This is a genomic window from Agromyces sp. NPDC055661, assembly GCF_053618135.1.
In genome coordinates, this window is record NZ_JBSHHC010000001.1 from 1911411 (window position 1) to 1935726 (window position 24316).

Annotated in this window: 22 protein-coding genes; 14 read left to right on the forward strand and 8 right to left on the reverse strand. The window is 71.2% G+C overall.

The window, feature by feature from the left end:
• Nucleotides 1-2: 2 nt before the first annotated feature.
• From ACWGO8_RS08760 to ACWGO8_RS08775, 4 genes are all read left to right on the forward strand, one after another.
• The gene (locus ACWGO8_RS08760) at nucleotides 3-1664 is read left to right on the forward strand and encodes a SulP family inorganic anion transporter (protein ID WP_452042686.1); all 1662 of its coding nucleotides are present in this window, start codon (nucleotides 3-5) and stop codon (nucleotides 1662-1664) included.
• A 79-nt stretch (nucleotides 1665-1743) separates the two neighbouring features.
• Nucleotides 1744-2415, forward strand: a complete 672-nt coding sequence (locus ACWGO8_RS08765; protein ID WP_452042687.1) for a GAP family protein — start codon at nucleotides 1744-1746, stop codon at nucleotides 2413-2415.
• A gap of 1 nt (nucleotide 2416) precedes the next feature.
• Nucleotides 2417-3526, forward strand: coding sequence for an AI-2E family transporter (locus ACWGO8_RS08770; RefSeq protein WP_452042688.1), 1110 nt, complete (start codon nucleotides 2417-2419; stop codon nucleotides 3524-3526).
• A complete protein-coding gene (locus ACWGO8_RS08775) occupies nucleotides 3498-4742 on the forward strand; it encodes an AI-2E family transporter (protein ID WP_452042689.1) in 1245 nt (414 codons plus the stop codon). The genes ACWGO8_RS08770 and ACWGO8_RS08775 overlap by 29 nt, the downstream gene beginning before the upstream one ends.
• 38 nt (nucleotides 4743-4780) lie before the next feature.
• Here the strand turns inward: ACWGO8_RS08775 and ACWGO8_RS08780 are convergent, their stop codons facing one another.
• From ACWGO8_RS08780 to ACWGO8_RS08790, 3 genes are read right to left on the reverse strand one after another with little or no spacing between them, the layout of a single operon-like run.
• On the reverse strand, nucleotides 4781-6409 hold the full coding sequence (locus tag ACWGO8_RS08780; RefSeq protein WP_452042690.1) for an MFS transporter: 1629 nt from the start codon (nucleotides 6407-6409) through the stop codon (nucleotides 4781-4783).
• Complete coding sequence (locus ACWGO8_RS08785; protein WP_452042691.1) at nucleotides 6406-7827, reverse strand: DUF2252 domain-containing protein; 1422 nt, start codon at nucleotides 7825-7827, stop codon at nucleotides 6406-6408. Before ACWGO8_RS08785 ends, ACWGO8_RS08780 begins: the two co-directional genes overlap by 4 nt.
• 28 nt (nucleotides 7828-7855) lie before the next feature.
• Nucleotides 7856-8980, reverse strand: a complete 1125-nt coding sequence (locus ACWGO8_RS08790; RefSeq protein ID WP_452042692.1) for a DUF998 domain-containing protein — start codon at nucleotides 8978-8980, stop codon at nucleotides 7856-7858.
• A gap of 172 nt (nucleotides 8981-9152) precedes the next feature.
• Between ACWGO8_RS08790 and ACWGO8_RS08795 the strand changes: the two genes are divergently transcribed.
• The 5 genes from ACWGO8_RS08795 (at nucleotide 9153) to ACWGO8_RS08815 (ending at nucleotide 13220) form a co-directional block, all read left to right on the forward strand.
• A complete protein-coding gene (locus tag ACWGO8_RS08795) occupies nucleotides 9153-9599 on the forward strand; it encodes a DUF6325 family protein (RefSeq protein ID WP_148733189.1) in 447 nt (148 codons plus the stop codon).
• Nucleotides 9600-9621: 22 nt separating this feature from the next.
• Entirely contained in the window at nucleotides 9622-9960 is a 339-nt protein-coding gene (locus ACWGO8_RS08800; protein WP_452042693.1) for an SHOCT domain-containing protein, read from the forward strand.
• Nucleotides 9961-10132: 172 nt separating this feature from the next.
• The gene (locus tag ACWGO8_RS08805; protein ID WP_452042694.1) at nucleotides 10133-11275 is read left to right on the forward strand and encodes a type III polyketide synthase; all 1143 of its coding nucleotides are present in this window, start codon (nucleotides 10133-10135) and stop codon (nucleotides 11273-11275) included.
• Between the two features lie 3 nt (nucleotides 11276-11278).
• Complete coding sequence (locus ACWGO8_RS08810; protein ID WP_452042695.1) at nucleotides 11279-12016, forward strand: methyltransferase domain-containing protein; 738 nt, start codon at nucleotides 11279-11281, stop codon at nucleotides 12014-12016.
• Complete coding sequence (locus ACWGO8_RS08815; protein ID WP_452042696.1) at nucleotides 12009-13220, forward strand: FAD-dependent oxidoreductase; 1212 nt, start codon at nucleotides 12009-12011, stop codon at nucleotides 13218-13220. Before ACWGO8_RS08810 ends, ACWGO8_RS08815 begins: the two co-directional genes overlap by 8 nt.
• An 8-nt stretch (nucleotides 13221-13228) precedes the next feature.
• Here the strand turns inward: ACWGO8_RS08815 and ACWGO8_RS08820 are convergent, their stop codons facing one another.
• Nucleotides 13229-13669, reverse strand: coding sequence for a nitroreductase family deazaflavin-dependent oxidoreductase (locus tag ACWGO8_RS08820; protein WP_452042697.1), 441 nt, complete (start codon nucleotides 13667-13669; stop codon nucleotides 13229-13231).
• A 236-nt stretch (nucleotides 13670-13905) separates the two neighbouring features.
• Between ACWGO8_RS08820 and ACWGO8_RS08825 the strand changes: the two genes are divergently transcribed.
• Nucleotides 13906-16119, forward strand: coding sequence for an ATP-dependent Clp protease ATP-binding subunit (locus ACWGO8_RS08825; RefSeq protein ID WP_452043537.1), 2214 nt, complete (start codon nucleotides 13906-13908; stop codon nucleotides 16117-16119).
• Nucleotides 16120-16126: 7 nt separating this feature from the next.
• Here ACWGO8_RS08825 and ACWGO8_RS08830 read toward each other — a convergent pair whose 3' ends face one another.
• The gene (locus ACWGO8_RS08830) at nucleotides 16127-17407 is read right to left on the reverse strand and encodes an MFS transporter (RefSeq protein ID WP_452042698.1); all 1281 of its coding nucleotides are present in this window, start codon (nucleotides 17405-17407) and stop codon (nucleotides 16127-16129) included.
• Nucleotides 17408-17496: 89 nt separating this feature from the next.
• Between ACWGO8_RS08830 and ACWGO8_RS08835 the strand changes: the two genes are divergently transcribed.
• From ACWGO8_RS08835 to ACWGO8_RS08845, 3 genes are all read left to right on the forward strand, one after another.
• The gene (locus ACWGO8_RS08835; protein ID WP_452042699.1) at nucleotides 17497-19050 is read left to right on the forward strand and encodes a carboxylesterase/lipase family protein; all 1554 of its coding nucleotides are present in this window, start codon (nucleotides 17497-17499) and stop codon (nucleotides 19048-19050) included.
• Nucleotides 19051-19145: 95 nt separating this feature from the next.
• Complete coding sequence (locus ACWGO8_RS08840; protein WP_452042700.1) at nucleotides 19146-20195, forward strand: zinc-dependent alcohol dehydrogenase family protein; 1050 nt, start codon at nucleotides 19146-19148, stop codon at nucleotides 20193-20195.
• Entirely contained in the window at nucleotides 20192-20665 is a 474-nt protein-coding gene (locus ACWGO8_RS08845; protein ID WP_452042701.1) for a heme-degrading domain-containing protein, read from the forward strand. The genes ACWGO8_RS08840 and ACWGO8_RS08845 overlap by 4 nt, the downstream gene beginning before the upstream one ends.
• Before the next feature lie 6 nt (nucleotides 20666-20671).
• Here the strand turns inward: ACWGO8_RS08845 and ACWGO8_RS08850 are convergent, their stop codons facing one another.
• The gene (locus ACWGO8_RS08850) at nucleotides 20672-21304 is read right to left on the reverse strand and encodes a DUF2510 domain-containing protein (protein WP_452042702.1); all 633 of its coding nucleotides are present in this window, start codon (nucleotides 21302-21304) and stop codon (nucleotides 20672-20674) included.
• Between the two features lie 360 nt (nucleotides 21305-21664).
• Nucleotides 21665-22258, reverse strand: a complete 594-nt coding sequence (locus tag ACWGO8_RS08855) for a nitroreductase family protein (protein WP_452042703.1) — start codon at nucleotides 22256-22258, stop codon at nucleotides 21665-21667.
• Nucleotides 22259-22447: 189 nt separating this feature from the next.
• Here ACWGO8_RS08855 and ACWGO8_RS08860 point away from each other — a divergent pair, with 189 nt between their 5' ends.
• Nucleotides 22448-22981 carry a flavodoxin domain-containing protein gene (locus ACWGO8_RS08860; RefSeq protein ID WP_452042704.1) on the forward strand — a complete coding sequence of 178 codons (534 nt, stop codon included), beginning with the start codon at nucleotides 22448-22450 and terminating at the stop codon, nucleotides 22979-22981.
• Between the two features lie 41 nt (nucleotides 22982-23022).
• Here the strand turns inward: ACWGO8_RS08860 and ACWGO8_RS08865 are convergent, their stop codons facing one another.
• Nucleotides 23023-24102, reverse strand: a complete 1080-nt coding sequence (locus ACWGO8_RS08865; RefSeq protein ID WP_452042705.1) for a threonine aldolase family protein — start codon at nucleotides 24100-24102, stop codon at nucleotides 23023-23025.
• Between the last annotated feature and the right edge of the window lie 214 nt (nucleotides 24103-24316).

Sequence of the window (24316 nt, forward strand, 5' to 3'; positions counted from 1 at the left end):
CGATGCAGAAGCCCCTGGCGGGACTGCGCCGCCGCAACCTGGTTCGCGAACTCACCGCCGGCGTCACGCTCCTCGCCATCGCCATCCCCCTGAATATCGGCTACGCCCAGATCGCCGGCCTGCCCGCCACGGCCGGTCTCTACGCGCTGATCGTGCCGACGATCGTCTACGCGCTCGTCGTGTCGAGCCGACAGCTCGTCGCGTCACCGGATGCCGCGGCCGCCGCGCTCGTCGCCTCCTCGATCGGCGGGCTGGCCACCGCCGGCAGTGCCGACTACGCGACGCTCGCGATGGCCCAGGCGATCATCTGCGGCATCCTGTTCCTGGTGCTCGCGGTGCTGAAGCTCGGTTTCCTCGCCAACTTCCTCTCGAAGCCGATCCTCGTGGGCTTCGTCGGCGGCCTCGCGCTCGACATCCTGGTGAGCCAGATCGCGAAGATGCTCGGCGTGCAGATCGACTCGGGCGGCGAGTTCGTCGACAAGGTCGCAGGACTCGTGACCGGCCTCGGCACGACCAACCTCGTGTCGCTCGCGATCTCCGTCGTCTCGGTCGCGATCCTGCTGCTCGGCCGCCGCTTCCTGCCGGTCGTGCCGTGGGCGCTCGTGGTGCTCGTGCTCGCGACGGTCGTCGTGGTCATCGCAGACCTCGACGACCAGGCCGGCGTCGACGTGCTCGGCGCGGTGCCTGCCGGTCCGCCCGCGATCACGTGGCCGGTCATCGACTGGTCGATGTGGCTCGTGCTCATCCCGTCGGCGATCGCGCTGACACTCGTGACGACCGCCGAGGGGCTCCTCGTCTCCCGGTCCTACGGCGAGAAGCGCGGCTACGCCACGAACCCGAACCGCGACCTGTTCGCGTTCGGCGTCGGCAACATCGCCGCCGGAGCGAGCGCCAGCTTCGCGGTCGGCTCGTCGACGTCGCGCACCGCCGCCATGGACCAGGCCGGCTCCCGCACACAGCTGCCCTCGCTCGTGCTCGCGGGCGGGACGCTGCTGCTGCTCCTCTTCGGCACGGCGCTCCTCGCCGACATCCCGTCGCCGGCGATCGGCGCGATCGTCGGGGTCGCGATCCTGCCGCTGCTCGGCCTCCGCGACTTCGCACAGCTCTGGCGGCAGGACCGCTTCGAGTTCGTGGTCGGCGCCGCCTGCTTCCTCGTCACGCTGTTCATCGGGGCGATCCCCGGCATCCTCGTCTCGTTCGTGCTCGCGCTCATCAACCTCGCGAAGCGCGCCGCGAACCCCGCGATCGACGTGCTCGAGGCCGGCGGCGAGCCAACGGACTCGCTGCTCGACGAGGCGCCGACGGGTGCGGTGACGGCCCCGGGCGTCATCGTGATCCGCCTCGCGGCGCCGCTGTTCTTCGCCAACGGCACGGTGTTCGACGACGCCGTGAAGCGCGCCGTGACCGCAGCCGAGGGCGCCGGCAACGGGCCGGTGCGACACCTCGTCGTCGACATGGAGGCCGTGACCGACGTGGACGTCACGGGCGCCGAAAGCTTCGACGCGCTGCTCGCCTGGCTCGAGCAGCACGGCGTCGCGCTCGCGTTCAGCCGGGTGCGCCCCGACGCACGCCGCCGGCTCGTCGAGCTCGGCCTGCTCGGAGACCGCCCGGTGTACGACACGAACCGTGCGGCGATCCAGGCTCTCGGCGCGCCGACGCCCTGAGCGGGATTCCCGCCCGCCCGTGGCATCCGACCGCTAGTGTGCAATCAGCACGCTGAGCAGGCGTCGACGAGGGGGACTCTTGGGATCCGTCATCGGAGATATCCTGCCGCTGGCGGTCGGGATCGCGATCAGTCCGATCCCGATCATCGCGGCGATCCTCATGCTGCTCTCGCCGAAGGCGAAGGGCACCAGCGTCGGTTTCCTGCTGGGCTGGGTCATCGGCATCGTCGTGGCCGTCGTCGTGTTCACGCTGCTGGCGTCGGTCCTGCCCGAGCAGGACCCCGACGCCGCGAAGCCCGTTTCCGGCGTCATCAAGATCGTCCTCGGCGTGCTGCTCCTGCTGCTCGCGATCCGGCAGTGGCGCAGCCGACCGAAGCCCGGCGAGGAGCCGCCACTGCCGAAGTGGATGTCGGCGATCGACGACATGAACGCCGGTCGCGGGTTCGGCCTCGGCTTCCTCCTCTCGGCGGTCAACCCGAAGAACCTCATCATGGCGGCCGGGGCGGGCATCACCATCGGCACGGGTGGGCTCACGGTCGGCGAGGACGTCATCGCCATCCTGGTGTTCACCCTCATCGCCGCGAGCTCGGTCGCGGTGCCCGTGATCGCCTACCTCGTGGCATCCGCCCGGATGGCCGGGCCGCTCGAGTCGCTCAGGACATGGCTGGTGCACAACAACGCGACGGTCATGGCCGTGCTGCTCCTCGTGATCGGCGTGGTCGTCATCGGCAAGGGGATCGGGAGCTTCTGACATGACCAGGCCGGCGACGACGGATGCCCCCACGGGGGCGGGCGCCGGCCGGGCCGGGTTGGCGCACGGCACCCGCGTGCTGCTGACGTTCGCCGCCGCGGTCGTCGCCTTCGCGGGCATCTGGCTGGGACGCGAGATCCTCGCGCCCGTCGCCGTCGCGGCGGTCGTCGTGATCATCGCGCACCCCGTGCGGTTCCCACTCGAGCGTCGCGGCTGGCCGAAGTGGGCCGCGACGACGATCGTCATCGTGGTCGCTTACCTCATCCTCGCGATCCTCGCGGGGCTGCTCGTCTTCGCCTCGGCGCAGTTCGTCGCGATGCTGCCCAATTACGCCGATGAGCTGCAGGCGACCGCGGCGTCGATCGCCGACACGCTCTCGTCGCTCGGACTCTCCGACGAGGCCGCCGACGCGACGTCGTCGATCCTCGATCCCGGCACGCTCGTGGGGATCGCGGCATCCGTCGCCGATGCCGTGCTCGGGTTCGCGACCGCGTTCTTCTTCGTGCTCGCCTACGTCATCTTCATGGCCGCGGATGCCGCGCGGTTCGGCCGCCTGAACACCGTGTTCGGCAGCACTCGCGCCGACGGCATCGGCACCCGGTACTTCAGCGGCGTGCGCCGCTACTACGTCGTGAACGCGACGTTCGGCGCGATCGTGGCCGTGCTCGACGGCCTGCTGCTCTGGGCGCTCGGCATCCCGATCCCGATCGTGTGGGCGATCCTCGCGTTCGTCACGAACTTCGTCCCGAACATCGGCTTCGTGCTCGGGCTCATCCCCCCGGCGGTGCTCGCCCTCGTCGTCGGCGGCTGGCCGCTCGCGCTCGCCGTCGTGCTGGCCTACTGCGTCATCAACGTGACGCTGCAGGTGCTCATCCAGCCGAAGTTCGTGAGCGACGCCGTCGACCTCAGCCTCACCCTCTCGTTCTTCTCGGTCGTCTTCTGGGCCTTCGTCATCGGGCCCATCGGGGCGATCCTGTCCATCCCGCTCACCCTGCTCGTGCGAGCGCTGCTCGTGGAGCCCGACGATCATGCCGAAACGCTCCGACGCCTGTCGGGGAACCCGGCCCAGGAGGGGAGTCACCATGTGGTGGAACCGTCGCAAGCAGGCTGAGGCCGAGCCGCCCGAGCCGGCCGCACCCGACGCGGCACCGGCCGACAACACACCGGTGTCGGCGCATCGCACCGCCTTCATCATGCTCGGACTCGCCGGGGCGGTCGTCGTCTCCTTCGGCATCGCCGCGATCGCCGAGATCTTCGTGTGGTCGTTCTTCGCGCTCGTGCTCACGATCTGCGTCTACCCGCTCCGGTCGCGGCTCGAGCGGCACGGCGTGAAGCGAGGCGTCGCGACGGTCGCGGTGATCCTCGCCGTCGTGCTGCTCCTCGGCGTGTTCGTGTTCGCGTTCTTCTTCTCGTTCGCCCAGTTCCTCGCCCTGCTCCCGCAGTACACCGACGAGTTCCAGACCTGGGCGTCGAACGTCGGAGCCTGGCTGTCGGGCCTGGGCCTCGGCCAGCAGCAGATCGACGAGATCTCCACATGGTTCGACCCCGGCAAGGTCCTCGACGTCATCGGGAGCCTTGTGGGCAGCGCCGCCGGGTTCGTGACCGCAGGGGTGATCCTGCTGACGATGCTCATGCTCATGGCGATGGACTCGTCTCCCGTGCGCACGCTCGTGCGCGAGCTCTACCCGCGGCGCCCCCTGCTCGCCACGGCGGCCTTCGCGTACACGATCGGGGTGCGCCGCTACATGGTCGTGACGACGTTCCTCGGCATCGCCCAGGGCGTGATCAACTGGATCGCCCTGGTGCTGCTCGGCGTGCCGGGCGCCGCCCTGTGGGGCGTGCTCGCGTTCCTCTGCAGCTTCATCCCGAACGTCGGCTACTTCATCGCCATCATCCCGCCGATCGTGTTCGGCGCGCTCGTCGGGGGCTGGCCGCTCGTCCTCGCGGTCATCGTGGTCTACGGCATCATCAACGCGGTGGTGCAGTCGCTCGTGCAGCCTCGCGTCGTCGGCAACGCCGTGGCGCTGAGCCAGTCGATCACCTTCTTCTCGGTCCTGTTCTGGGCGGTGGTGCTCGGGCCGATGGGTGCCATCCTCGCCATCCCCCTGACGCTGCTGGTGCGGATGCTGCTCGTCGACTCGAACCCGAACATGACGTGGACGCGCGCCGCGCTCGGCGACTTCGACGAGGCGAAGAAGGTCATGGAGGCCGAGGACGCGGCCGCGAAGGCCGAGCGCAAGCTCAGGCGGCACCCCGCGGCATCCGGTGGCAGCGCCGCAGCCGACCCCGGAGCTGCTGCGGCCGCAACGGATGCCGCGCCGAGCTGACCCGCGACGGGTGCCGCGCCGGGCGGCGACCCGTCGACTCAGTCGGCCGGGATCATGCCCTTGCGGTCGGGCAGCCGCCGCGTGAACGGCAGCGCGAGGAGCGCGGCCGCGGCGCACGCGAGCATGCCCAGCTTGACGCCCATGAGCTGGGCCGCCGAGTAGTTCGCCACGAGGTCGTCGACCTGGTCGGCCGGGATGCCGGCGTCGAGCAGCCCCTGCTCGGCCTGCGCCGGCGGGATGTACTCGATGCCCGAGGAGACCTGCACGGTCACCTGCTCGGCGACGGCCGACTCGATGTCGGGGTCGTCGGCGATGAGGCCGAGCACGGATGCCGCGAGTGCGCCGATCATCAGGGAGCCGATCAGCGCCGTGCCGAGCGACGAGCCGAGGTTCTGCGCCGTGTACTGCAGGCCGCCGGCCTCGCTGCGGGCATCGGACGGAACGGACGACTGCACGACGTTGCCGAGCTGCGAGGCGAGCAGGCCGGTGCCGAGGCCGACGAGGGCCATGCCGATGGCGAACGGCGTCGTCGCCAGCTGGGGTTCGATCGTCGAGATGATGACGAGGCAGGCGACGGCGATGGTGAGCAACCCGACGCGCACCAGGGCTCGTGCGCCGAAGCGGCCGCCGAGCCGCGCGCCGATCGCAGCGGCGGCGAGCATGGCGATCGACGTCGGGAGGAGGCGGAGGCCGGTCTGGAACGCGTCCATGCCCTGCGTGATCTGCAGGTAGAGCGGCACCGCGAAGAAGATGCCGAGCAGCACGAGGTTCTGGGCGAGCAGGCTGGCGAGCCCCGACCGGAGTGCGGGGATCCGGAGGTTGGTCACGTCGAGGAGCGGAACGTGACCACGCGCGGCCACCCGTCGCTCCCAGGCGAGGAACGCCCAGAGCACGAGCAGTCCGGCTCCGATGACGAACGGCGTGAGTGCGAAGCCGAACGGCGTGATCGGCGACTGCACGGGCTGGATCCAGCCCCACGTACCGCTCTGCAGCACGCCGACCACGACGAGCGCGAGGCCGAGCGCCGACAGGATGGCCCCGACGACGTCGAGGCGGAACTTCTCGCGCACGTGGTCGTCGGTGATCCACGAGCTCACCGCGAGCACGAAGATGACGAACACGACCTCGCCGGCGAAGACCCACCGCCAGGAGTACTCGGTCGTGAGCCAGCCGCCGAGCAGGGGACCGACGGCGATGCCGGCGCCCGCCACGCCGCCGATGATCCCGTAGGCGCGGGCGCGGGCGGCGCCGCCGTAGCTGCCGGCCACCAGTGCCGCGAGCGCGGGGAGCACGAGTGCGGCGCCCGCGCCCTCGATGAACGACCAGCCGAGGATCAGCACGCCGACCGTCGGCGCGAACGCGGTCATCAGCGACCCGATCGCATAGATCACGAGCCCGATGCGGAAGATCCGCAGGCGGCCGAACAGGTCGCCGATCTTGCCGCCCGTCAGCATGAGCGCCGCCATGACGAGCGCGTAGAGCGTGATCGCGAGCTGGATCATCGACACCGTCGTGTCGAACTCCTCGACGAGCTGGCTGATCGACACGCTCATGACCGAGCTGTCGAGCACCATGATGAACTGCGCGATCGCGAGCGGGATCACGGCGCGCGACGCGGTGGAGGGCGCGGCATCCGCCGGCGCCATCGGGGGCGTCGGCCCCGTCACGAGGTGGTCGCCTCGAGTCGGCCCTCTGCGATCGCGGCGAGGAGTGCGGTGTGGTCGGCCTCGGTACGATCGGCGTAGGCCGACGAGAATTCGCGGATCGCCGCGGCGAGCTCCTTGCCGTTGCCGACGTAGCCCGAGATGGTCGCCGCATCGCCGCCCCGGGCGTGCGCCCGGGCGAGCACGATGCCGCAGTACTGGGCGTAGAACCGCATCGTCTCGGGCTCCATGCGCTCGGGCTCGACTGAGCCCTTCCAGTCACGGAACTGGCGTACGTAGAAGTCTCGCATGTGGCCGTCGAGTCCCTCGCCGTGGGTCCAGCCGAGCAGGATGTCGCTGAGCGCCTGCATCACCTTCTGGCCCTGCACCACGCGTTCACCCTGGTGCGCGTAGGCACTGAGCGCCTCGGGCGGCTCGAGCACCGACCGCTGCGCCTCCTTCGCTTGCAGCACGAGGACGTCGCGCTTGGTATCGCCCTGGAGGAGCACGACCCAGGCTCGGGTGCCGACGCTGCCGACGCCGACGACCTTCATGGCGGCGTCCACCATGCGATAGCGATCGAGCAGCCGACGCCGCTCCGGTGCGAGCGATGCCCGGTAGCCCTGCAGGACCTCGTGCAGTCGCGCCTCCGCGGCCTCCATGGTCAGCCCACCGAGCTCCACGAGCTCGGAGAGCGGCGTGAGCAGGGGCGGGTCGGACCGGAACCGGAGCGTGCCGTCCTCGTCGGGCTGGGCGAGCTTCTCCGCCGCTTGGCGGCTGTCGCGCCGATAGGTCTTGGTCACGGTCGCCCGCGTGCGCTCCGAGACCTCCTCGGGAAGCTCGTCGCTGATGTCGGCCAGCACCGCGTCGACGTCGAGGCGGGCCGTGTACAGCTCGACGGCCGGCGTCCGCACGGCGGCCGCCGTCGCGGCGGCGTAGGCGCGGACCACGCGCTTCACGATCGTCGCCCGAGTGGCGTCGTCGAACCCGCGCGCCCTGGCGGCGATCTCGAAGCTCGCCGCCATGCGCTTCACGTCCCATTCGAACGGACCCGTCGCCGTCTCGTCGAAGTCGTTGAGGTCGACGATCAGTGCACGCTCGGGCGAGGCGTAGAAGCCGACGTTCGACAGGTGGGCGTCGCCGCAGAGCTGGGTGATGATGCCGGAGTCGGGGACCTCTCGCAGGTCGTCGGCCATGAGCGCGGCGGCGCCGCGGTAGAACGCGAACGAGGACCCCGCCATCCGGCCGTGGCGCAGGGCGATCAGCCCCGGAACTCGGGAGACCTCCTGCTGCTCGAGCACGACGACCGGATCCCGGTCGGCGGGCGCGAGTGCCGCGTGCTCGCCGAGTGGCAGCGCGGACCGAAGCGACCGGCCGAGCTCCTCCCGTCCCTTGCGCGGCAGCAGACGCGCGTCGGTGGGTCGATCGAATGCGAGGGTCATGATTTTCCTTCCCTTCGGGCGAGGATGCTCAGGCGATCATCGCCGACGCTCCATCGGGCGCCGCGGCGCCGGAGGCGGGTGGTGCAGCAAGCTCGACCGAGACCAGCGCGTCGATGAAACGGATGAAGACGGTGATCCAGCTGAAGATGATCGTGAACGCGATGAGCTCGAACGCCGTCAGGTTGTAGTAGGCGACGGGCGTGAACAGCAGGAACGCGCCGATCAGCATCGCGAAGGTCGCGTAGCAGATGACGAAGAAGCGGCGCGGCAGGCCCTTCAGGATGTACGGGGACCCGAGCACCATGACCGCGAACGCCGCGGCCATGCCCGAGGCGCAGCCGTTGTGCACGGCCATGTTCACGTCGACGGGGAAGAGCCCGACGCCGGCGAGCATGACGCCGAGGATGACGAACGTCACCGACATGAAGCGCGGCGCCCAGCGGTGCTCGAGGACGCCGCGCTCGACGAGCGCCGTGAGGTCGCGGTGCAGGTAGAGCGTGAAGGTCGTGACGAAGAAGCCCGCGACGATGAGGGTGGCGTTGAACATCCACGCCGAGAAGTCGCCGGCCGTGCCGAGCTGGCTGAAGTGGTACTCCCACCAGTACTCGTCCTCGACCGCGGCGATCGACGCCAGTGTCGAGAGCGCCATGAACGAGACGAGCAGGGTCGCCATCTTGCGCGTCGTGATGTCCGACACCGACAGGTAGATGAGGTAGCCGCTCGCCCCGGTCGCAGCGATGACGGCGATGGTGCCGATGATGACGTCGACCTCGAGTCCGTCGAAGCTGCGCTGCAGCACCACGAACACCGACGCCGTGAAGATCGCCGCGAGGGCCGCGTGCACGAGCGCGACCGTGGTCGCGTCGAGCACGAACTTCCACGGGCGGATGCGCAGGCGCCACTCCTGTCCCGGCCGGTGCCGCGATCGCCAGTAGCCGAGGTACGCCGCGACGATGCCCGCGGCGAGCGCGGAGATCGCGGCGACCGCGCCGACCGACAGGCCGCCGCCCCACAGCGGGACCATCCGGCCGATGAACAGGGTGAAGGCGACGATGCCGCACACCACGGCCGCCGCCGTTCCGGCGTAGACCGCCTCCGACTCGACCCTGAGCCTCGCCGAGCGGATGCCGCCGCCGCCGGATCCCGCATCCACCCTCACGCCCACTGGAACCCCCGTTCCGTTGCGCCACCGCGATCGACCACTGATCGTGTCTGCATGATATGCCGGGGACGGGCCCGGGGATAGACCCCGGGAAGCGGGGGCGCATCCGCTCTTCCGCCCGACGTCCCGCGGGCGTACGCTGCCCTCAGGTGAGAGGGGGAACATGCCTGAATTCGAGTACGGACCCGTCGAGATCCTGGTCGTCGGGTTCCCTGGTGAGCGGCCCGATGCCGCGACCTTCGAGGCGATCGGAGACCTCGTCGAGGCCGGAGACATCCGGCTGCTCGACGCGGTGGTCGTTTCGCGCTCCGAGAACGGAGATCTCGACATCGTCGAGATCGAAGACCTGGGCGATGAGATCGACGTGACCGAGATCGAGCTCGAGGCCAACGGCCTCGTCGGCGAGGAGGACGTGAACGACCTCGGCGGGGCGATCCCGCCGGGAACCTCCGGCGCGATGCTCGCCATCGAGCTCGTCTGGGCGAAGCGGCTCGCGTCGCGGTTCGCCGAGTCCGGCGGCGTGCTCCTGCAGTCGGAGCGCATCCCGGCGCCGGTCGTCAACGCCATCATGGCCGAGGCCGAAGAGGCCGAGGCCGCCGCTACGGAGTGAGGGGAAGCACATGCTGAGGAGGATGGGACGCCCTGGTCTCGTCGGGATGGCCGCCCGCACCGCCGTCGTCGCGGGCACCGCGACCGCGGTGTCGGGCAGCGTGCAGCGACACCAGCAGGAGAAGGCGCAGAACCAGTACGAGCAGCAGCAGTACGAGGCCATGCAGCAGCAGGAGGCGATGAACGCCGCCGCGCAGCAGGCCGTCGCCCAGCAGCAGGCTGCGGCCGCGCAAGCGCCGCCGGCGGCGCCCGCCGGCGGCACCGATGTCGTCGCCGAGCTGCAGAAGCTCGCCGCGTTGAAGGAGCAGGGCATCCTCTCCGACGACGAGTTCGCCGCGGCGAAGGCGAAGCTGCTCGGCTGAGCAACGACCCGGCGGCCGGGCCCTCACTCGTGAGACGTGGGACCCGGCCGCCGTTTCGTCGTGTCCGGCGGAAGGCTGCGGAACGCGCGCTCGCGGCATCCGGCCTGAGCCTTGCCTGCGAACGGCCGCGCACCCCTTGCCGCGGCATCAGCCCGCCCCCCTACGATGAGGCATGGCCGTAGCGCTGAGGGGACTCTCGACCGTCGTACCGCCGACCGTGCTGATCCAGGAGGAGGTGCGGGACGTCTTCGGGACGCAGCCGGGCCTGAACCGCCTCGCGCAGCGCATCGTCTCGACGAGCTTCAACGTCTCGGGCATCGAGACGCGGCACACCGTGCTCGAGGAACTGAGTCGCGACGCGCATCCCGACGAACCGGTGTTCTTCGACATCGACAGCGGCGAGCTGCTGTTGCCGGGCACCAAGGCGCGCAACGAGCTCTACGCCGAGTTCGCCACGAAGCTCTACGTCGAGGCGGGCCGCGCGGCCATCGCCGCGACGCCGGGCATCGAGGCATCCGATGTCACGCACATCATCACGGTGTCGTGCACGGGCTTCTACGCTCCGGGCCCCGACTTCGTGATCGCGCGCGAGCTCGAACTCGACGCCGGCGTCGAGCGCTACCACCTCGGGTTCATGGGCTGCTACGCCTCGGTGCCCGCCCTGCGCATCGCCAAGCAGCTGTGCGAGGCGGATGCCGCGGCCGTCGTGCTGGTCGTCTCGGTCGAGCTCTGCACGCTGCACCTGCGCTCCTCGAACGACCCCGACACGATCGTGGCCTCGTCGCTCTTCGCCGACGGCGCGGGCGCGGGGATCGTCACGGCCCGCCCCCTCGAGGACGGGGAGCGGGCCTTCGACCTCGATCGCTTCGCCACGCGCATCACGCCCGTCGGCGAGGGCGACATGGCGTGGAAGATCGGCGACCACGGCTTCGAGATGGTGCTGTCGAACGCGATCCCCGCGATCATCGACGACCACATCACAGGCGCGCTCGAGCCGCTGTTCGACCACGATCCGGCGCTCGCCGAGGCGCTGGCGACGGATGCCTCGAGCGACGCGATCGAGCACTGGGCCATCCATCCCGGCGGTCGCAGCATCCTCGACAAGGTCGAATCGCGGCTGGTGCTCACCGAGGCGCAGCTCGTGCCCGCGCGCGAGACGCTGCGCGACTACGGCAACATGTCGAGCGCGACGGTGCTGTTCGTGCTGCGCAACATCCTCGACTCGGATGCCGCCGCCGACGGCGACCGCGTGGCGGCCATGGCCTTCGGGCCGGGCCTGACGGTCGAGTCGGCCCTGCTCACCGTGCGCGCCTGAGCGATGGCCGCGCCCCGGTTCGTCGATCGCGGGTTCCTCGCGCGCCGCGACGAGGACGCGAGCGAGCTGATGGACGACCCCGGCGCCGACCTCGACGCGCTCGAGCGCACCTACGTCAGGTTCGCGCAGGTGAACGCGGTGGTGTCGAACGTGGGGGCGGTCTACCGCCGCTGGGTGCGCCCGGCCCTGTCGCCGACCGCGACGCGGCGCGTACTCGACGTCGGCACGGGCGGCGCCGACCTGCCGCGCGCGCTCCTCCACCGCGCGCACGCCGACGGGCTGCGGCTCGAGGTGACCGCGATCGACCCCGATCCGCGCGCACTGGACTGGGCACTGAGCCAGCCGCCGCAGGCGGGCCTGGTGCTGCGGCGCGTCTCGAGCACCGAGCTCGCGCTCGCCGGTGAGCGCTTCGACGTGGTGCTGTCGAACCACGTGCTGCACCACCTCGACGGTGCCGCGCTCGGTGCGCTGCTCGCCGACTCCGAGCGGCTCGCCCGCGACGGCGGCGTCGCGGTGCACGCCGACATCGAGCGGTCGCGGCTCGGCTACGCCGGCTTCGCGCTCGGCACGCTGCCGTTCCAGCCGAACCTGCTGAAGGGCTCGTACATCCGTCCCGACGGGCTCACCTCGATCCGGCGCAGCCACACCGCGCGCGAGCTCGCGGGCGTGCTGCCGCCGGGCTGGAGCGTGCGGCGTGGGTTCCCGTCGCGGCTCGAGGTCGTGTGGGGCGCGGATGCCTGAGCGCGAGCGCCTGCCCCACGAGCCGCGCCACGACGTGGTGATCATCGGCGGCGGGCCGGTCGGCCTCCTGCTCGCGTGCCTGCTCGCGCGTCGTCACCTCGACGTGGTGGTGCTGGAGCGCCGGACCGCCCGCGGGGGGCGATCCCGGGCGATCGGCATCCACCCCCCGGGCCTTCGTGCGCTGGCACGGGCCGGCGTTGGCGACGAGGTACGGGCCCGGGCCGTGCGGATCCACTCGGGGCGCGTCACCTGCGAGGGACGCACGCTCGGCTCGATGTCCTTCGCGAAGGCCGGCACCGTGCTGTCGCTGCCCCAGCTCGAGACCGAGGACCTGCTGGAGGCGCGGCTCGAGCAGCTGCGCCCAGGGAGCCTGCGCCGCGGCGTCGAGGTGGGAACGGTGCACGACCGCGGCACGCACGTCGTGGTGGAGGGCGTGGAGCGCGCCGACGAGGACGACGCCGCCGGTGGGAGCGGAGGCGGTGGTGCCGCCGGGCGCCGTGGGCCCGTCAGCGTGACGGCGTGGTACGCGGTCGCGGCCGACGGGGTGCGCAGCGGCATCCGCGATGCCCTCGGGATCGCGTGGCGCGAGCGGCGGGGTCGCGCCCACTACGTGATGGGCGACACGCGCGACGACACCGGCGAGCCCGAGACGGCCCTGCTGCACTTCGAGCCGGCGGGTGTCGTCGAGTCGTTCCCGATGCCGGGTGGCCTGCGTCGCTGGGTCGCGTGGGTGCGGCGTCCGCCGGCCGAGCCGACCGCCGGGCAGCTCGCCACGATCGTGCAGTCGCGGAGCGGCGGGACGTTCGACGTGGCGGCGGCCGGCGAGCCCAGCGCCTTCGAGGCGCGCCAGCACCTGGCGTCGCGGATGTCGCAGGGCCGCGTCGCGCTCGTCGGCGACGCCGCGCACGAAGTGAGCCCCATCGGCGGACAGGGCATGAACCTGGGCTGGCTCGACGCCGTGCGGCTGGATCACGACCTCGCCGCGGCGCTCGCCGTGGGGGCGCCGTTCGAGGCGTTCGACGCCTACGACCGGGTGCGGCGGTCGGCCGCGTCACGCGCGCTGCGGCAGGCGGCGTTCAACATGCGGATGGGCGCGCCGGCGGCGGGACTGCGCCTGCGCACCCGCAACGCGGCGGTGCGCGTGCTCGGCATCCCGCCGTTCCGGGCGCTGCTCGCCCGGGCGTTCACGATGCGCTGGCTCTGACCGGCTCCTCAGAGCACGATGCGCGTGAGCAGGAACACCGGGATCAGCCGGTCGGTCTTCTCCTGGTACCCGTCGTACGACGGCCACGTCTCGTTCGCACGGCGCCACCAGCGCTCGCGCTCCTCGCCCTCGAGCTCGCGGGCGGTGTAGTCGTGCTTCTCGGCGTTGTCCTGCAGTTCGACGTGCGGATGCCTCCGCAGGTTCGACACCCACTTCGGATCGTGGTGCGACCCGCCCTGCGAGCCGACGACGGCGTACTCGCCGTCGTGCTCGACGCGCATGAGGGCCGTTTTGCGGAGCTTGCCCGACTTCGAGCCGACCGTCGTGAGCACGATGATCGGGCGTCCGCGCAGCGTGTTCGCCTCGGCGCCGTCGCTCGCCTCGAACGCCTCGGCCTGCTTCCTCGCCCAGCCCGACGTGCTGGGTGCGTACTCCCCTTCGAGCGGCATGCGTCCTCCCGGTTCCCTCGCCCTCCTCCGACCGTAACCCCGACGCGGCGGAACGCATTCCGGGTTGCGCCGATCGGTTGGCGGTGGTGTCGCCGTCGCGGTGGCGGGCGGCGGAGGATGCGGTCTAGCGTGAACGATGGGGCGAGTTCCACGCGACCGAATCGGAAGACCCGCCTTCGGGTCAAAGTTGAGCGTAGTAGACTCAAGTTTGTGGAAGGAGGCCGCACGTGGCCAACATGCAGGGCGCGCCGAGCTCGCAGGAGGAGCAGCAGTCGGCGCTCGAACAGTACGGCGTGAACCTCACCGACCTCGCCAAGCAGGGCAAGCTCGACCCCGTGATCGGCCGCGACAGCGAGATCCGGCGCGTCAGCCAAGTGCTCACCCGGCGCACGAAGAACAACCCGGTGCTCATCGGCGAGCCCGGCGTCGGCAAGACCGCGGTCGTCGAGGGGCTGGCGCAGCGCATCGTCGAGGGCGATGTCGCCGAGTCGTTGAAGGACAAGCAGCTCGTGGCGCTCGACATCTCCGCGCTCGTCGCCGGGGCGATGTATCGCGGCCAGTTCGAGGAGCGGCTGAAGGCCGTGCTCAAGGAGATCGACGAGTCCGAGGGTCGCGTCATCACGTTCGTCGACGAGCTGCACCTGCTCATGGGCGCCGGCGGCGGCGAGGGGTCCGTCGCGGCATCCAACATGCTGAAGCCCATGCTCGCGCGCGGCGAGCTGCACCTCATCGGCGCGACTACGCTCGACGAGTACCGCGAGTACATCGAGAAGGATGCCGCGCTCGAGCGCCGCTTCCAGCAGGTGTACGTCGGGGAGCCGTCGGTCGAAGACACCGTCGCGATCCTCCGCGGGCTCAAGGGACGGTACGAGGCGCACCACGGCGTCACGATCACGGATGCCGCGCTCGTCGCCGCGGCATCCCTCTCGAACCGCTACATCACGGCCCGCCAGCTGCCCGACAAGGCCATCGACCTCATCGACGAGGCGATGTCGCGGCTGAAGATGGAGATCGACTCGTCGCCCGTCGAGATCGACCAGCTCAAGCGCGAGGTCGACCGCATGAAGCTCGAGGAGCTCGCCCTCAAGAAGGAGAAGGACGACGCCTCGAAGGAGCGACTCGCGAAGCTGCGCGAGACCCTCGTCGACAAGGAGCGGCACCTCGCAGAGCTCGAGGAGCGCTGGGCGCGCGAGCGGCAGGGCCTCAACCGCGTCGGCGAGCTGAAGAAGAAGCTCGACGAGGCGGTCACGCAGCGCGACCTCGCGCTCCGCGAAGGCAACTACCCGAAGGCGTCGAAGCTCGAGTACGAGACGATCGCGAACCTGCAGCGCGACCTCGATGCGGCCGAGCAGGCGGATGCCTCCGGCAACGCCGGCGGTGAGCCCCGCATGGTGAACGAGCAGGTGACCGAGGAGGACATCGCCGCGGTCATCTCGGCGTGGACGGGCATCCCGGTCGGCAGGCTCATGCAGGGCGAGACCGAGAAGCTGCTCCACCTCGAGTCCGAGCTCGGCAAGCGCCTCATCGGGCAGAAGCCCGCGGTGGCGGCGGTCGCCGACGCCGTGCGCCGCTCGCGTGCGGGCCTCAGCGACCCGAACCGTCCGACCGGCTCGTTCCTGTTCCTCGGCCCGACCGGCGTCGGCAAGACCGAGCTGGCGAAGGCGCTCGCGGAGTTCCTCTTCGACGACGAGCACGCCATGGTGCGCATCGACATGTCGGAGTACGGCGAGAAGTTCTCGGTCTCGAGGCTCGTGGGGGCGCCTCCCGGGTACGTCGGCTACGAGCAGGGCGGCCAGCTCACCGAGGCCGTGCGGCGGCGCCCGTACTCGGTGATCCTCCTCGACGAGGTCGAGAAGGCGCACCCCGAGGTGTTCGACGTGCTGCTGCAGGTGCTCGACGACGGCCGCCTCACCGACGGCCAGGGCCGCACGGTCGACTTCCGCAACGTGATCCTCATCCTCACCTCGAACCTCGGCTCGCAGTACCTCATCGATCCGGGGCTCTCGTGGAGTGACAAGGAGCAGGCGGTGCTGCAGACCGTGCGGCAGGCCTTCAAGCCCGAGTTCGTGAACCGCCTCGACGACATCGTCGTGTTCTCGGCGCTCAGCGAGCAGGAGCTCGCCGAGATCGTGAACCTCTACATCGACCGGCTCTCGGCGCGCCTGCACGAGCGCCGGCTCGAGCTCGGCGTCACGCCCGACGCCCGGGCCTGGCTGGCCGAGCGCGGGTACGACCCGCTCTACGGCGCGCGCCCGCTGCGACGGCTCATGCAGAAGGAGATCGACGACCGGCTCGCCCGCTCGCTGCTCGCCGGGGAGATCCGCGACGGCGACTCGGTGCTCGTGGCCCTCGCGCCCGACGGCCAGACGCTCACCGTCTCGCGGGCCGAGGCGCCCGTGGCGGCGGGCGGGCCCGACGACGACATCGTCGACGCGGAGATCGTCGAGTAGGCGGGCGTCAGTTCGGCGGCTGCGGCGCCGGGGTCGCCTCGGCGGGTTCGATCACGCCGTTCGCGCTCGGCGGGATGCGACGCTCGAGCGCCATCGCCAGCACGCCGATGACCAGGCAGCCCACGACCATGAGCGCGATGTAGGCGACGTCGAGGTCCTGGTCGAGCAGGACGCCGGCCGCGATCGGTCCGGTGATGGCGCCGGCCTGGAACGCCGCCGCGTTGATGGCGTTGTAGCGACCGCGGTTGTGGTCGGAGGCGAGGTCGTTGTAGACGGCCGGCACCGTCGGCTGCAGCAGCGTCTCGCCGAACGCGAAGACGCCCATGAATGCGAGCACGCCGATCGCCGCGGCCACCGTGTCGGGCAGCAGTCCGGCGCCGCCGAGGACGAGCCAGGACAGCGCCCACACGCCCGCCATGACGAGCATCACACGCGTGCGGCGCCGGCCGCTGATGCGCTTCAGCACCGTGAACTGCAGCAGCACGATGACCGCGGTGTTGACCGCGAACGCGAGGCCGACGGTGCGCGTCGACACCTCGGCGACCTGTCGCGCGTAGGCGGGAAAGCCCGCCTCCATCTGCCCGTAGCCGATGAACATCGCGATGAACGTGAGCAGGCTGAGCCACAGGATCGCCGGCTGCCGGATGATCTCGCGGTAGCCGCCGGCCGCCGGCGCGTCGTCGGACGGAGTGTGCTGCGTGCGGACGTGACGGAGCGGCCCGAGCAGCAGCGCCATCGGAATGAGGCTCGTGGCCGCGTCGACGAGGAAGATCACGGTGAACGTGTCGGGCGAGCTCACATCGACGTAGAACCCGCCGATGATGCCGCCCACGCCGATGCCGAGGTTCACGAGCGCGAAGTTGACGCCGAAGTACTGCTGCCGCAGGTCGCCGTCGACGACCGACGCGATGAGCGCGTTGAAGCCGGGCCAGGAGACGCCGAAGTTCACGCCGATGAGCACGAGGGCCACCGCCGCGACCGCGGGGTGGGTCGCGAACGCGAGCAGCGTGCACCCGGCGATCATGGCGGTGAGGCCGGCGAGCAGCACGGCTCGGGCGCCGAACCGGTCGATGAGGGAGCCCCCGGGACCGGTCACGATGAGTCCCGTGATGGCGATCAGGCTCATCAGCGCGCCGGCGAGGTCGAGCTCGAACCCGCGCACCTCGTGCAGGTAGATGATCGTGAACGGCAGCGTGAGCCCGCGCCCGAGGGTCTGGATCGCGACGGTCGACAGGAGCCAGCGGCCCTCGGTGGGGAGTGCGCTCCAGAACGTCCTGATGCCGATCACTGCAACATCCTGACGGATGCCGCCGACATCGCGCACCCGGCCTCCACAAGCAGCTCGCCCGACGGCCCGTCCGCGCCTAGGCTCGGAGCATGCCGGAGGTGCTCGGGCGCGCGACGGGGGATGCGCGGCTCGTCGAGACCGACGCGGGCGCCGTGCGCGGCGTCCGCCGGGGCGGGGTGCGCAGCTGGCGGGGCATCCCCTACGGTGGCTCGACCGGCGGCGAGCGTCGCTTCCGTTCACCCAGCCCGGCACAGGGCTGGGACGGCGTGCGGGATGCCGCCGAGTTCGGCCCCGTGGCGCCGCAGAACCGTCGCGGCCAGTTCATCGGCGCGCATCCGGGCCTGCCGCGCAGCGAGGACTGCCTGAGCGTCAACGTGCTCGCGCCCGACGAGCCCGTCGAGGGCCGCCCGGTCATGGTCTTCATCCACGGCGGCGCGTACAGCGTGGGCTCGTCGGGCGAGTACCCGCGACAGGGCGAGCTCCTCGTGCGGCGGCACGGCGTCGTCTACGTGAGCCTCAACTACCGGCTCGGTGCGCTGGGGTGGCTCGACTTCCGCGGGTACTCGTCGGCGCGGCATCCGCTCGAGTGCAATCTCGGGCTGCGCGACCAGGTGCTCGCGCTCGACTGGGTGCGGCGCAACATCGCCGCATTCGGCGGCGACCCCGGCAACGTCACGCTCTTCGGCGAGTCGTCGGGCGCGAACTCGGTCACGACGCTGATGGCGGTGCCCGCGGCCGAGGGCCTCTTCGCCCGGGCCATCGCGCAGAGCGCGCCCGCCAACGCGGTGTACACGGCGGCCACCGCGGCGTGCTTCGCCGACGAGTACGTGCGGATGCTCGGGCTGATGGTCGGCGACGACGCGGTCGCGGACTCGCCCGAGCGCGCGTCGCACCTGCTCCGCACGGCCGACGCGACGGTGCTCGCCGAGGCCACGACGGCGCTCTCCGTGGCCACGCCCGACGAGCGGCCGGGCACCATCAGCCTCGCGCCCGTCATCGACGGCGAGTTCCTCCCCGAGCGCCCGCTCGACGCGTTCCGCGACGGCAGCGCCCACCCGATCCCGCTGATCATCGGCACGAACGACCGCGAGGGGTCGCTGTTCCAGGGCCGCATCGGCATCCTGCCCACGACGAAGCCGCGTATCCGGGCGGTGTTCGCCAACACGCGCAAGAAGGCACGGAAGGCGATCAAGCGCCAGTACCCCGGGCTGCCCGACCCGCGGCCGGCGGCGGACTTCGGCGGCGACTTCACGTTCTGGTTCCCGAGCGTGAAGGTGGGCGAGCGGCACTCCCGCCACGCGCCGGTGTACTTCTACCGCTTCGACGCGGCGCCGCGCATCGCCCGGCTCATCGGCCTCGACGCGACGCACGGTCTCGACCTCTTCGCGCTGTTCGAGAAGTTCGACACCTGGACGGGCGCCGGGCTCACGCTGCTCGGCGGCCGCCGCATGTACCGCGAGGTCGGGCGGCGGATGCAGCGGCACTGGACGGCGTTCGCGGCATCCGGCGCACCCGAGCCCACGTGGCCGCGGTACGACGAGGCCGCCCGCCGCACGCTCGTGCTCGATCGCGTCGACCGGGTCGAGTCGGATCCGCGGCGCGAGAAGCGTCTCGCATGGCAGGCGTTCGTGCCGCACGTGTGAACGCGGACGCGCCGCTCAGCCGATGAACTCGAGGACGTCGGCGCAGGACCGAACATGAGAAGCCCTCATTCCGGGGAGGCGCGTAGGCTCGGACCATGCTCGCCACCCTCATCCACGCGCCCCGCGACATCCGCGTCGAGACGGTGCCCGACCCCGTGCTCTCGACCGGCGGCGACGCCATCGTGAAGGTCGTCGCCTCGTGCGTCTGCGGCTCCGACCTGTGGCCCTACCGGGGTGTCACGCCCACGCGTGAGCCGCACCGCATCGGCCACGAGTTCGTCGGCGTGGTCGAGGCCGTCGGCGACCGGGTCGAGCGCATCCGGGTCGGCGACTTCGTGATCGCGCCGTTCTACGTGTGCGACAACACGTGCATCAACTGCCGCAACGGCGTCTCGACGTCGTGCCTGCACGGCGGATGGTGGGGGAGCGACGACCGCCTCGGCGGCTTCGCCGACGGCGGCCAGGGCGAGCGGATCCGCGTGCCGCTCGCCGACGGCACGCTGGTGCCGGTGCGCGAGGAGATCACCGACGAGCAGGTGCCCGGCCTCCTCACGCTCTCCGACGTCATGGGCACCGGCCACCACGCGGCGGTCTCGGCAGGGGTCGGCCCGGGCGACTCGGTCGCGGTGGTGGGCGACGGTGCGGTCGGGCTCTGCGCGATCATCGCTGCGCGCCGGCTCGGGGCGACGACGATCATCGCGATGTCGCGGCATCCCGACCGCCAGGCGCTCGCCCGCGAGTTCGGGGCGACCCACATCGTGGCCGAGCGCGGCGACGTGGGCATCACGGCGGTGCAGGAGCTCACGCACGGCATCGGCGCCGACCGGGTGCTCGAGTGCGTGGGCACCAAGGAGTCGATGGACCAGGCGATCCGGTCGACGCGGCCGGGCGGCATGATCGGCTACGTCGGTGCACCGAACGGCGGGCCCGAGCTGCCGGTGCGGCCGCTGTTCAACCGCAACGTCGGCGTCAACGGCGGCGTCGCGCCGGTGCGCGGGTACATCGAGGAGCTGCTGCCCGACGTGCTGTCGGGCGCCATCCGGCCGGGCAAGGTGTTCGACCTCGAGCTCCCGCTGCGCGACGCCGCGGAGGCGTACGCGGCGATGGACGAGCGCCGCGCGATCAAGGTGCTGCTGCGGCCGTGAGCGAGCTCCGGGATCGACTGGTGGCCGAGGACGCCGAGCTGCGGTTCGCGACCTTCACGCTCGACGACGCGTGGGAGCTGGGCGCGCGCCTCCGCGCCGTCGCCGCGGAGCGCGGGCTCCCGGTCGCGATCGCGATCTGGTTCGGGCCGCAGCGCGTGTTCCATGCGGCGCTGCCCGGCGCGAGCGCCGACAACGACGGGTGGCTCGACCGCAAGCACCGGGTCGTGGAGCGGTTCGGCCAGGCGTCGCTGCTCGTCGGCGAGTCGTTCCGCGCGAACGGCGAGGACTTCGACACGCACGCCCGCCTCGACCCGCGGGAGTACGCCGCCCACGGCGGTGTCGTGCCGATCCGCCTCGAGGGCGCCGTCGTCATCGGCGCGGTCGGCGTCTCGGGCCTGCCGCAGCAGGACGACCACGACCTCGTCGTGGAGCACCTGCGCGCGTACCTGGCGGAGCAGCACGCGGGCTGAGCGGCCTCAGGTGCCCGTCGGCGACGTCGGCATGGAGTCGATCAGCTCGGTCATCCCGTCGACGACGCCGACCGTGGCCCAGGTCATGACCGCGATGAACGTGACGGCCATGATCGCGACGGCGACCGCGACGGGTGCCCGGCCCCGTCCGGCCTGGCGACGCACGGCCGCCGATCGCCCGATCACGTAGACCAGCATCGAGAGCAGCGCCCAGGCCCAGTGGAAGCGCGACGCGTAGCCGAGCCGGCCGAGCTCGGCGTAGTCGAGGTACGCGAGCCAGACGGCGAGCCCGTACGCCACCCAGCTCAGCGCAGTGAGCGCGAGGTACCACGGGTCGAGCATCATCGCGAGCGAGGCGAGCGGATTCGTCGCCGACTCGGCCACGTATCGGCCGACGTCCCACCCGAAGAGCGGCAGCAGGGCGATGGAAGGCACGATCAGGGCGAGCCAGATCCACTTCGTGTACACGGGCGTGCCAGCGGGAACGGGGGTGGCAGGCCGGCCCTGATCGGCGTACCGGTCCCGCCAGGCCGTGCGATCCGCCGTCCACTCGGAGCCGTTCCACCATCGGAGCGACGAGGCATCGGCGGGGTCGGGGTACCAGCCTGCCGGCGCCTGCAGGGCGACGTCGTTCGTCATCGAGCCTCCGGGTCGGGTCGTTCGGGTCGGCTCATGCTAGCGACGCAGACGGTCACGGCGGTGCAACGAAACGAGCGGATGCCGCACCGGGGGGAGTGGGGCATCCGCTCGGGCTCACTCGACGCGACCCCAGGTCACCGACCTGCTGCGGACATCGGGTGTGCACGACTCCGGAACTCCCGGCCGACGCGCCGGCGAGCACCGGCCGTCACCGTCGTGTCGTCGAGCACGTCCGGAGTTGCGCACGACCTTGCGCCGATTCCGGCGCCGGCGGTGCAACGAAACGAGCGGATGCCGCACCGGGGGGAGTGCGGCATCCGCTCGGGTTCACTCGACGCGACCGGGCGCCGTGGGCGTGGGCTACTCGCCCGCGACGACCAGCTCGTCGAGCGGCTTGCGCAGGCGCGGCGCGACCTCGCGCTCGCGGAGGGGCTCGGGCAGCGCGTCGAGGTCGCCGAGCACGCCGATCGCGGTGATCGAGACGACCTCGAGGTGCTCGCCGAGGCCGAACGCCTGGGCGATGCGGGCGCCGTCGAAGCCACCCATCTGGTGAGTGTGCAGGCCCTCGTGCTGCGCCTGCACGGTGAGGTGGGCGACGGCCTGGCCGAGGTCGTAGCGCGCCCACGGACGCGGCTTGCCCTCGGCGTCGGCGGTCTCGGCGATGTTCACGATCAGCACCGCGGCGGAGTCGGCCCAGGCCTGGTTGAAGCCCATGAGTGCGTCGTGCACGGTGGTGAACGCGTCGCTGCCGCGGCGGGCGACGATGAAGCGCCACGGCTGGGTGTTGTTCGCCGACGGCGCCCAACGGGCGGCCTCGAGGATGGTGCGGAGCACGTCGGTCGAGACCACGGCGGTCGGGTCGTAGGCGCGCGGGCTCCAGCGCTCGACGAGCGGGTGGATGAGCGGCGCGGTGGTGTCGGCCTTGCGGGAGGTGAGGTCGGTGACGAGGGTCATGAGCGATCAGCTTTCGTGCGATGGAGCGGTTGCCGGGGCGCCGTCGACCCAGTCCATTCCAACGCATGGAAGCTGGAGATATTCCGGATGCCGCAATGCGACGTCATCCCACGGGACCTTCGTCACGGCCGCGCTTGTCGTCCGGACTTACCGTCGAGGAATCGGACGCATCAGTCGAGGAGGATGACCATGAACGTGCTGGTCGCCTACGCGAGCAAGTACGGCGCGACGGAGGGCATCGCGCAGCGAATCGGCGAAGTCCTGCAACGGCGGGGCTACGAGGTGGACGTCACTCGGTGTGGCGACGTGCACGAACTGTCGGACTACGACGCGTTCGTCATCGGATCGGCTGCGTACATGTTCCACTGGCGCAAGGAGGCCCGGAAGCTCGTCACGCGCAACGAGGAGCTCCTCGCGTCACGGCCGGTGTGGCTCTTCAGCAGCGGACCGGTCGGCACCGAGATGGTCGGCGAGAAGGGCCATGATGTGCTGGAGGGCGCGCGCCCGAAGGAGTTCGCCGACTTCGCGCGACCGATCTCACCGCGGGGGGAACAGGTCTTCTTCGGCGCGTTCCAACTCGACCACCTCCGAGGGGTCGACCGCATGGCGAAGTGGGCGCCGGCATCTGCCATGCCGGTCGGCGACTTCCGAGACTGGAACGCGATCGAAGCCTGGGCCGACGGGGTCGCCGACGAGCTCGCCACCACGGCCGCGACGGCGTGACCCAGCCGGCGCGGCATCCGAACCGCCCGTGACGCGCCGGATCAGGCCGCGGCGTGCAGCTCGTCGCGGATGCCCGCCACGAAGTCGTCGATGTCTGCCTCGCTGGTGTCGAACGAGCACATCCAGCGCACCTCGTTGCGCGAGGCGTCCCAGTCGTAGAACTTGAAGCCGCGGTCGCGCAGCCGGTCGGCGACGCCCGCCGGAAGGGTTGCGAACACGCCGTTCGACTGGGTCTCCTGCGTGAAGCCGAGGCCGGGCAGGTCGCCCGACGCGATGCCGGCGTCGAGCGCGTCGCGCAGGCGTCGGGCCATCGCGTTCGCGTGCGACGCGCTGCGGATCCACAGGTCGCCCTCGAGCAGCGCGACGAGCTGGGCCGAGACGAACCGCATCTTCGAGGCGAGCTGCATGTTGAGCTTGCGCAGGTACTTCAGGCCCTCGGATGCCTCGGGGTTCAGCACCACGATGGCCTCGGCGCCGAGCGCGCCGTTCTTGGTGCCGCCGAAGCTCAGCACGTCGACGCCGGCGTCGCGCGTGAACGCGCGCAGGGGCAGTCCGAGCGAGGCGGCCGCGTTCGACAGTCGGGCGCCGTCGAGGTGCAGGCGCATCCCGCGCTCGTGCACGTGATCGGCGATCGCACGGATCTCCTCGGCGGTGTACGCGGTGCCGAGCTCGGAGGTCTGCGTGATCGACACGACGAGCGGCTGGGCGCGGTGCTCGTCGCCCCAGCCCCACGCCTCGCGGTCGATGAGCTCGGGCGTGAGCCTGCCGTCGGGCGTCGGCACGGTGAGGAGCTTCATGCCGCCGACCCGCTCGGGGGCGCCGCCCTCGTCGGAGTTGATGTGCGCCGTCGACGCCGAGACGACCGCGCCCCAGCGCGGCAGCATCGACTGCAGGCCCGTGACGTTGGCGCCAGTGCCGTTGAACACCGGGAAGACCTCGACGCCCTCGCCGAAGTGCCCGGCGAACACCTCCTGGAGGCGCTCGGTGTACCGGTCCTCGCCGTAGGCGATCTGATGTCCGCCGTTCGCGGCCGCGATCGCGTCGAGCACTTCGGGGTGCACACCGGAGTAGTTGTCGGAGGCGAAGCCGCGGAAGCCGGGGTCGTGGAGCTGGTCGGTCACCGGACCATCCTGCCATCCGGCACCTCGACCGCCGAACCGAGCGGATGCCGCGACGGCGCGAATCGGCCGGTGAAGGGGTGGCGGACGCCGCGGGCGTCCGCCCCCCCCCCCCCCCAGACGTGATGTCTGCCGAACGCACGCCCCCGCAACAGTGTCATATAAAAAAAAACCAGCCCCCCACAAACAAAAAAAAAGCGGAATGCGGGATGTGGGT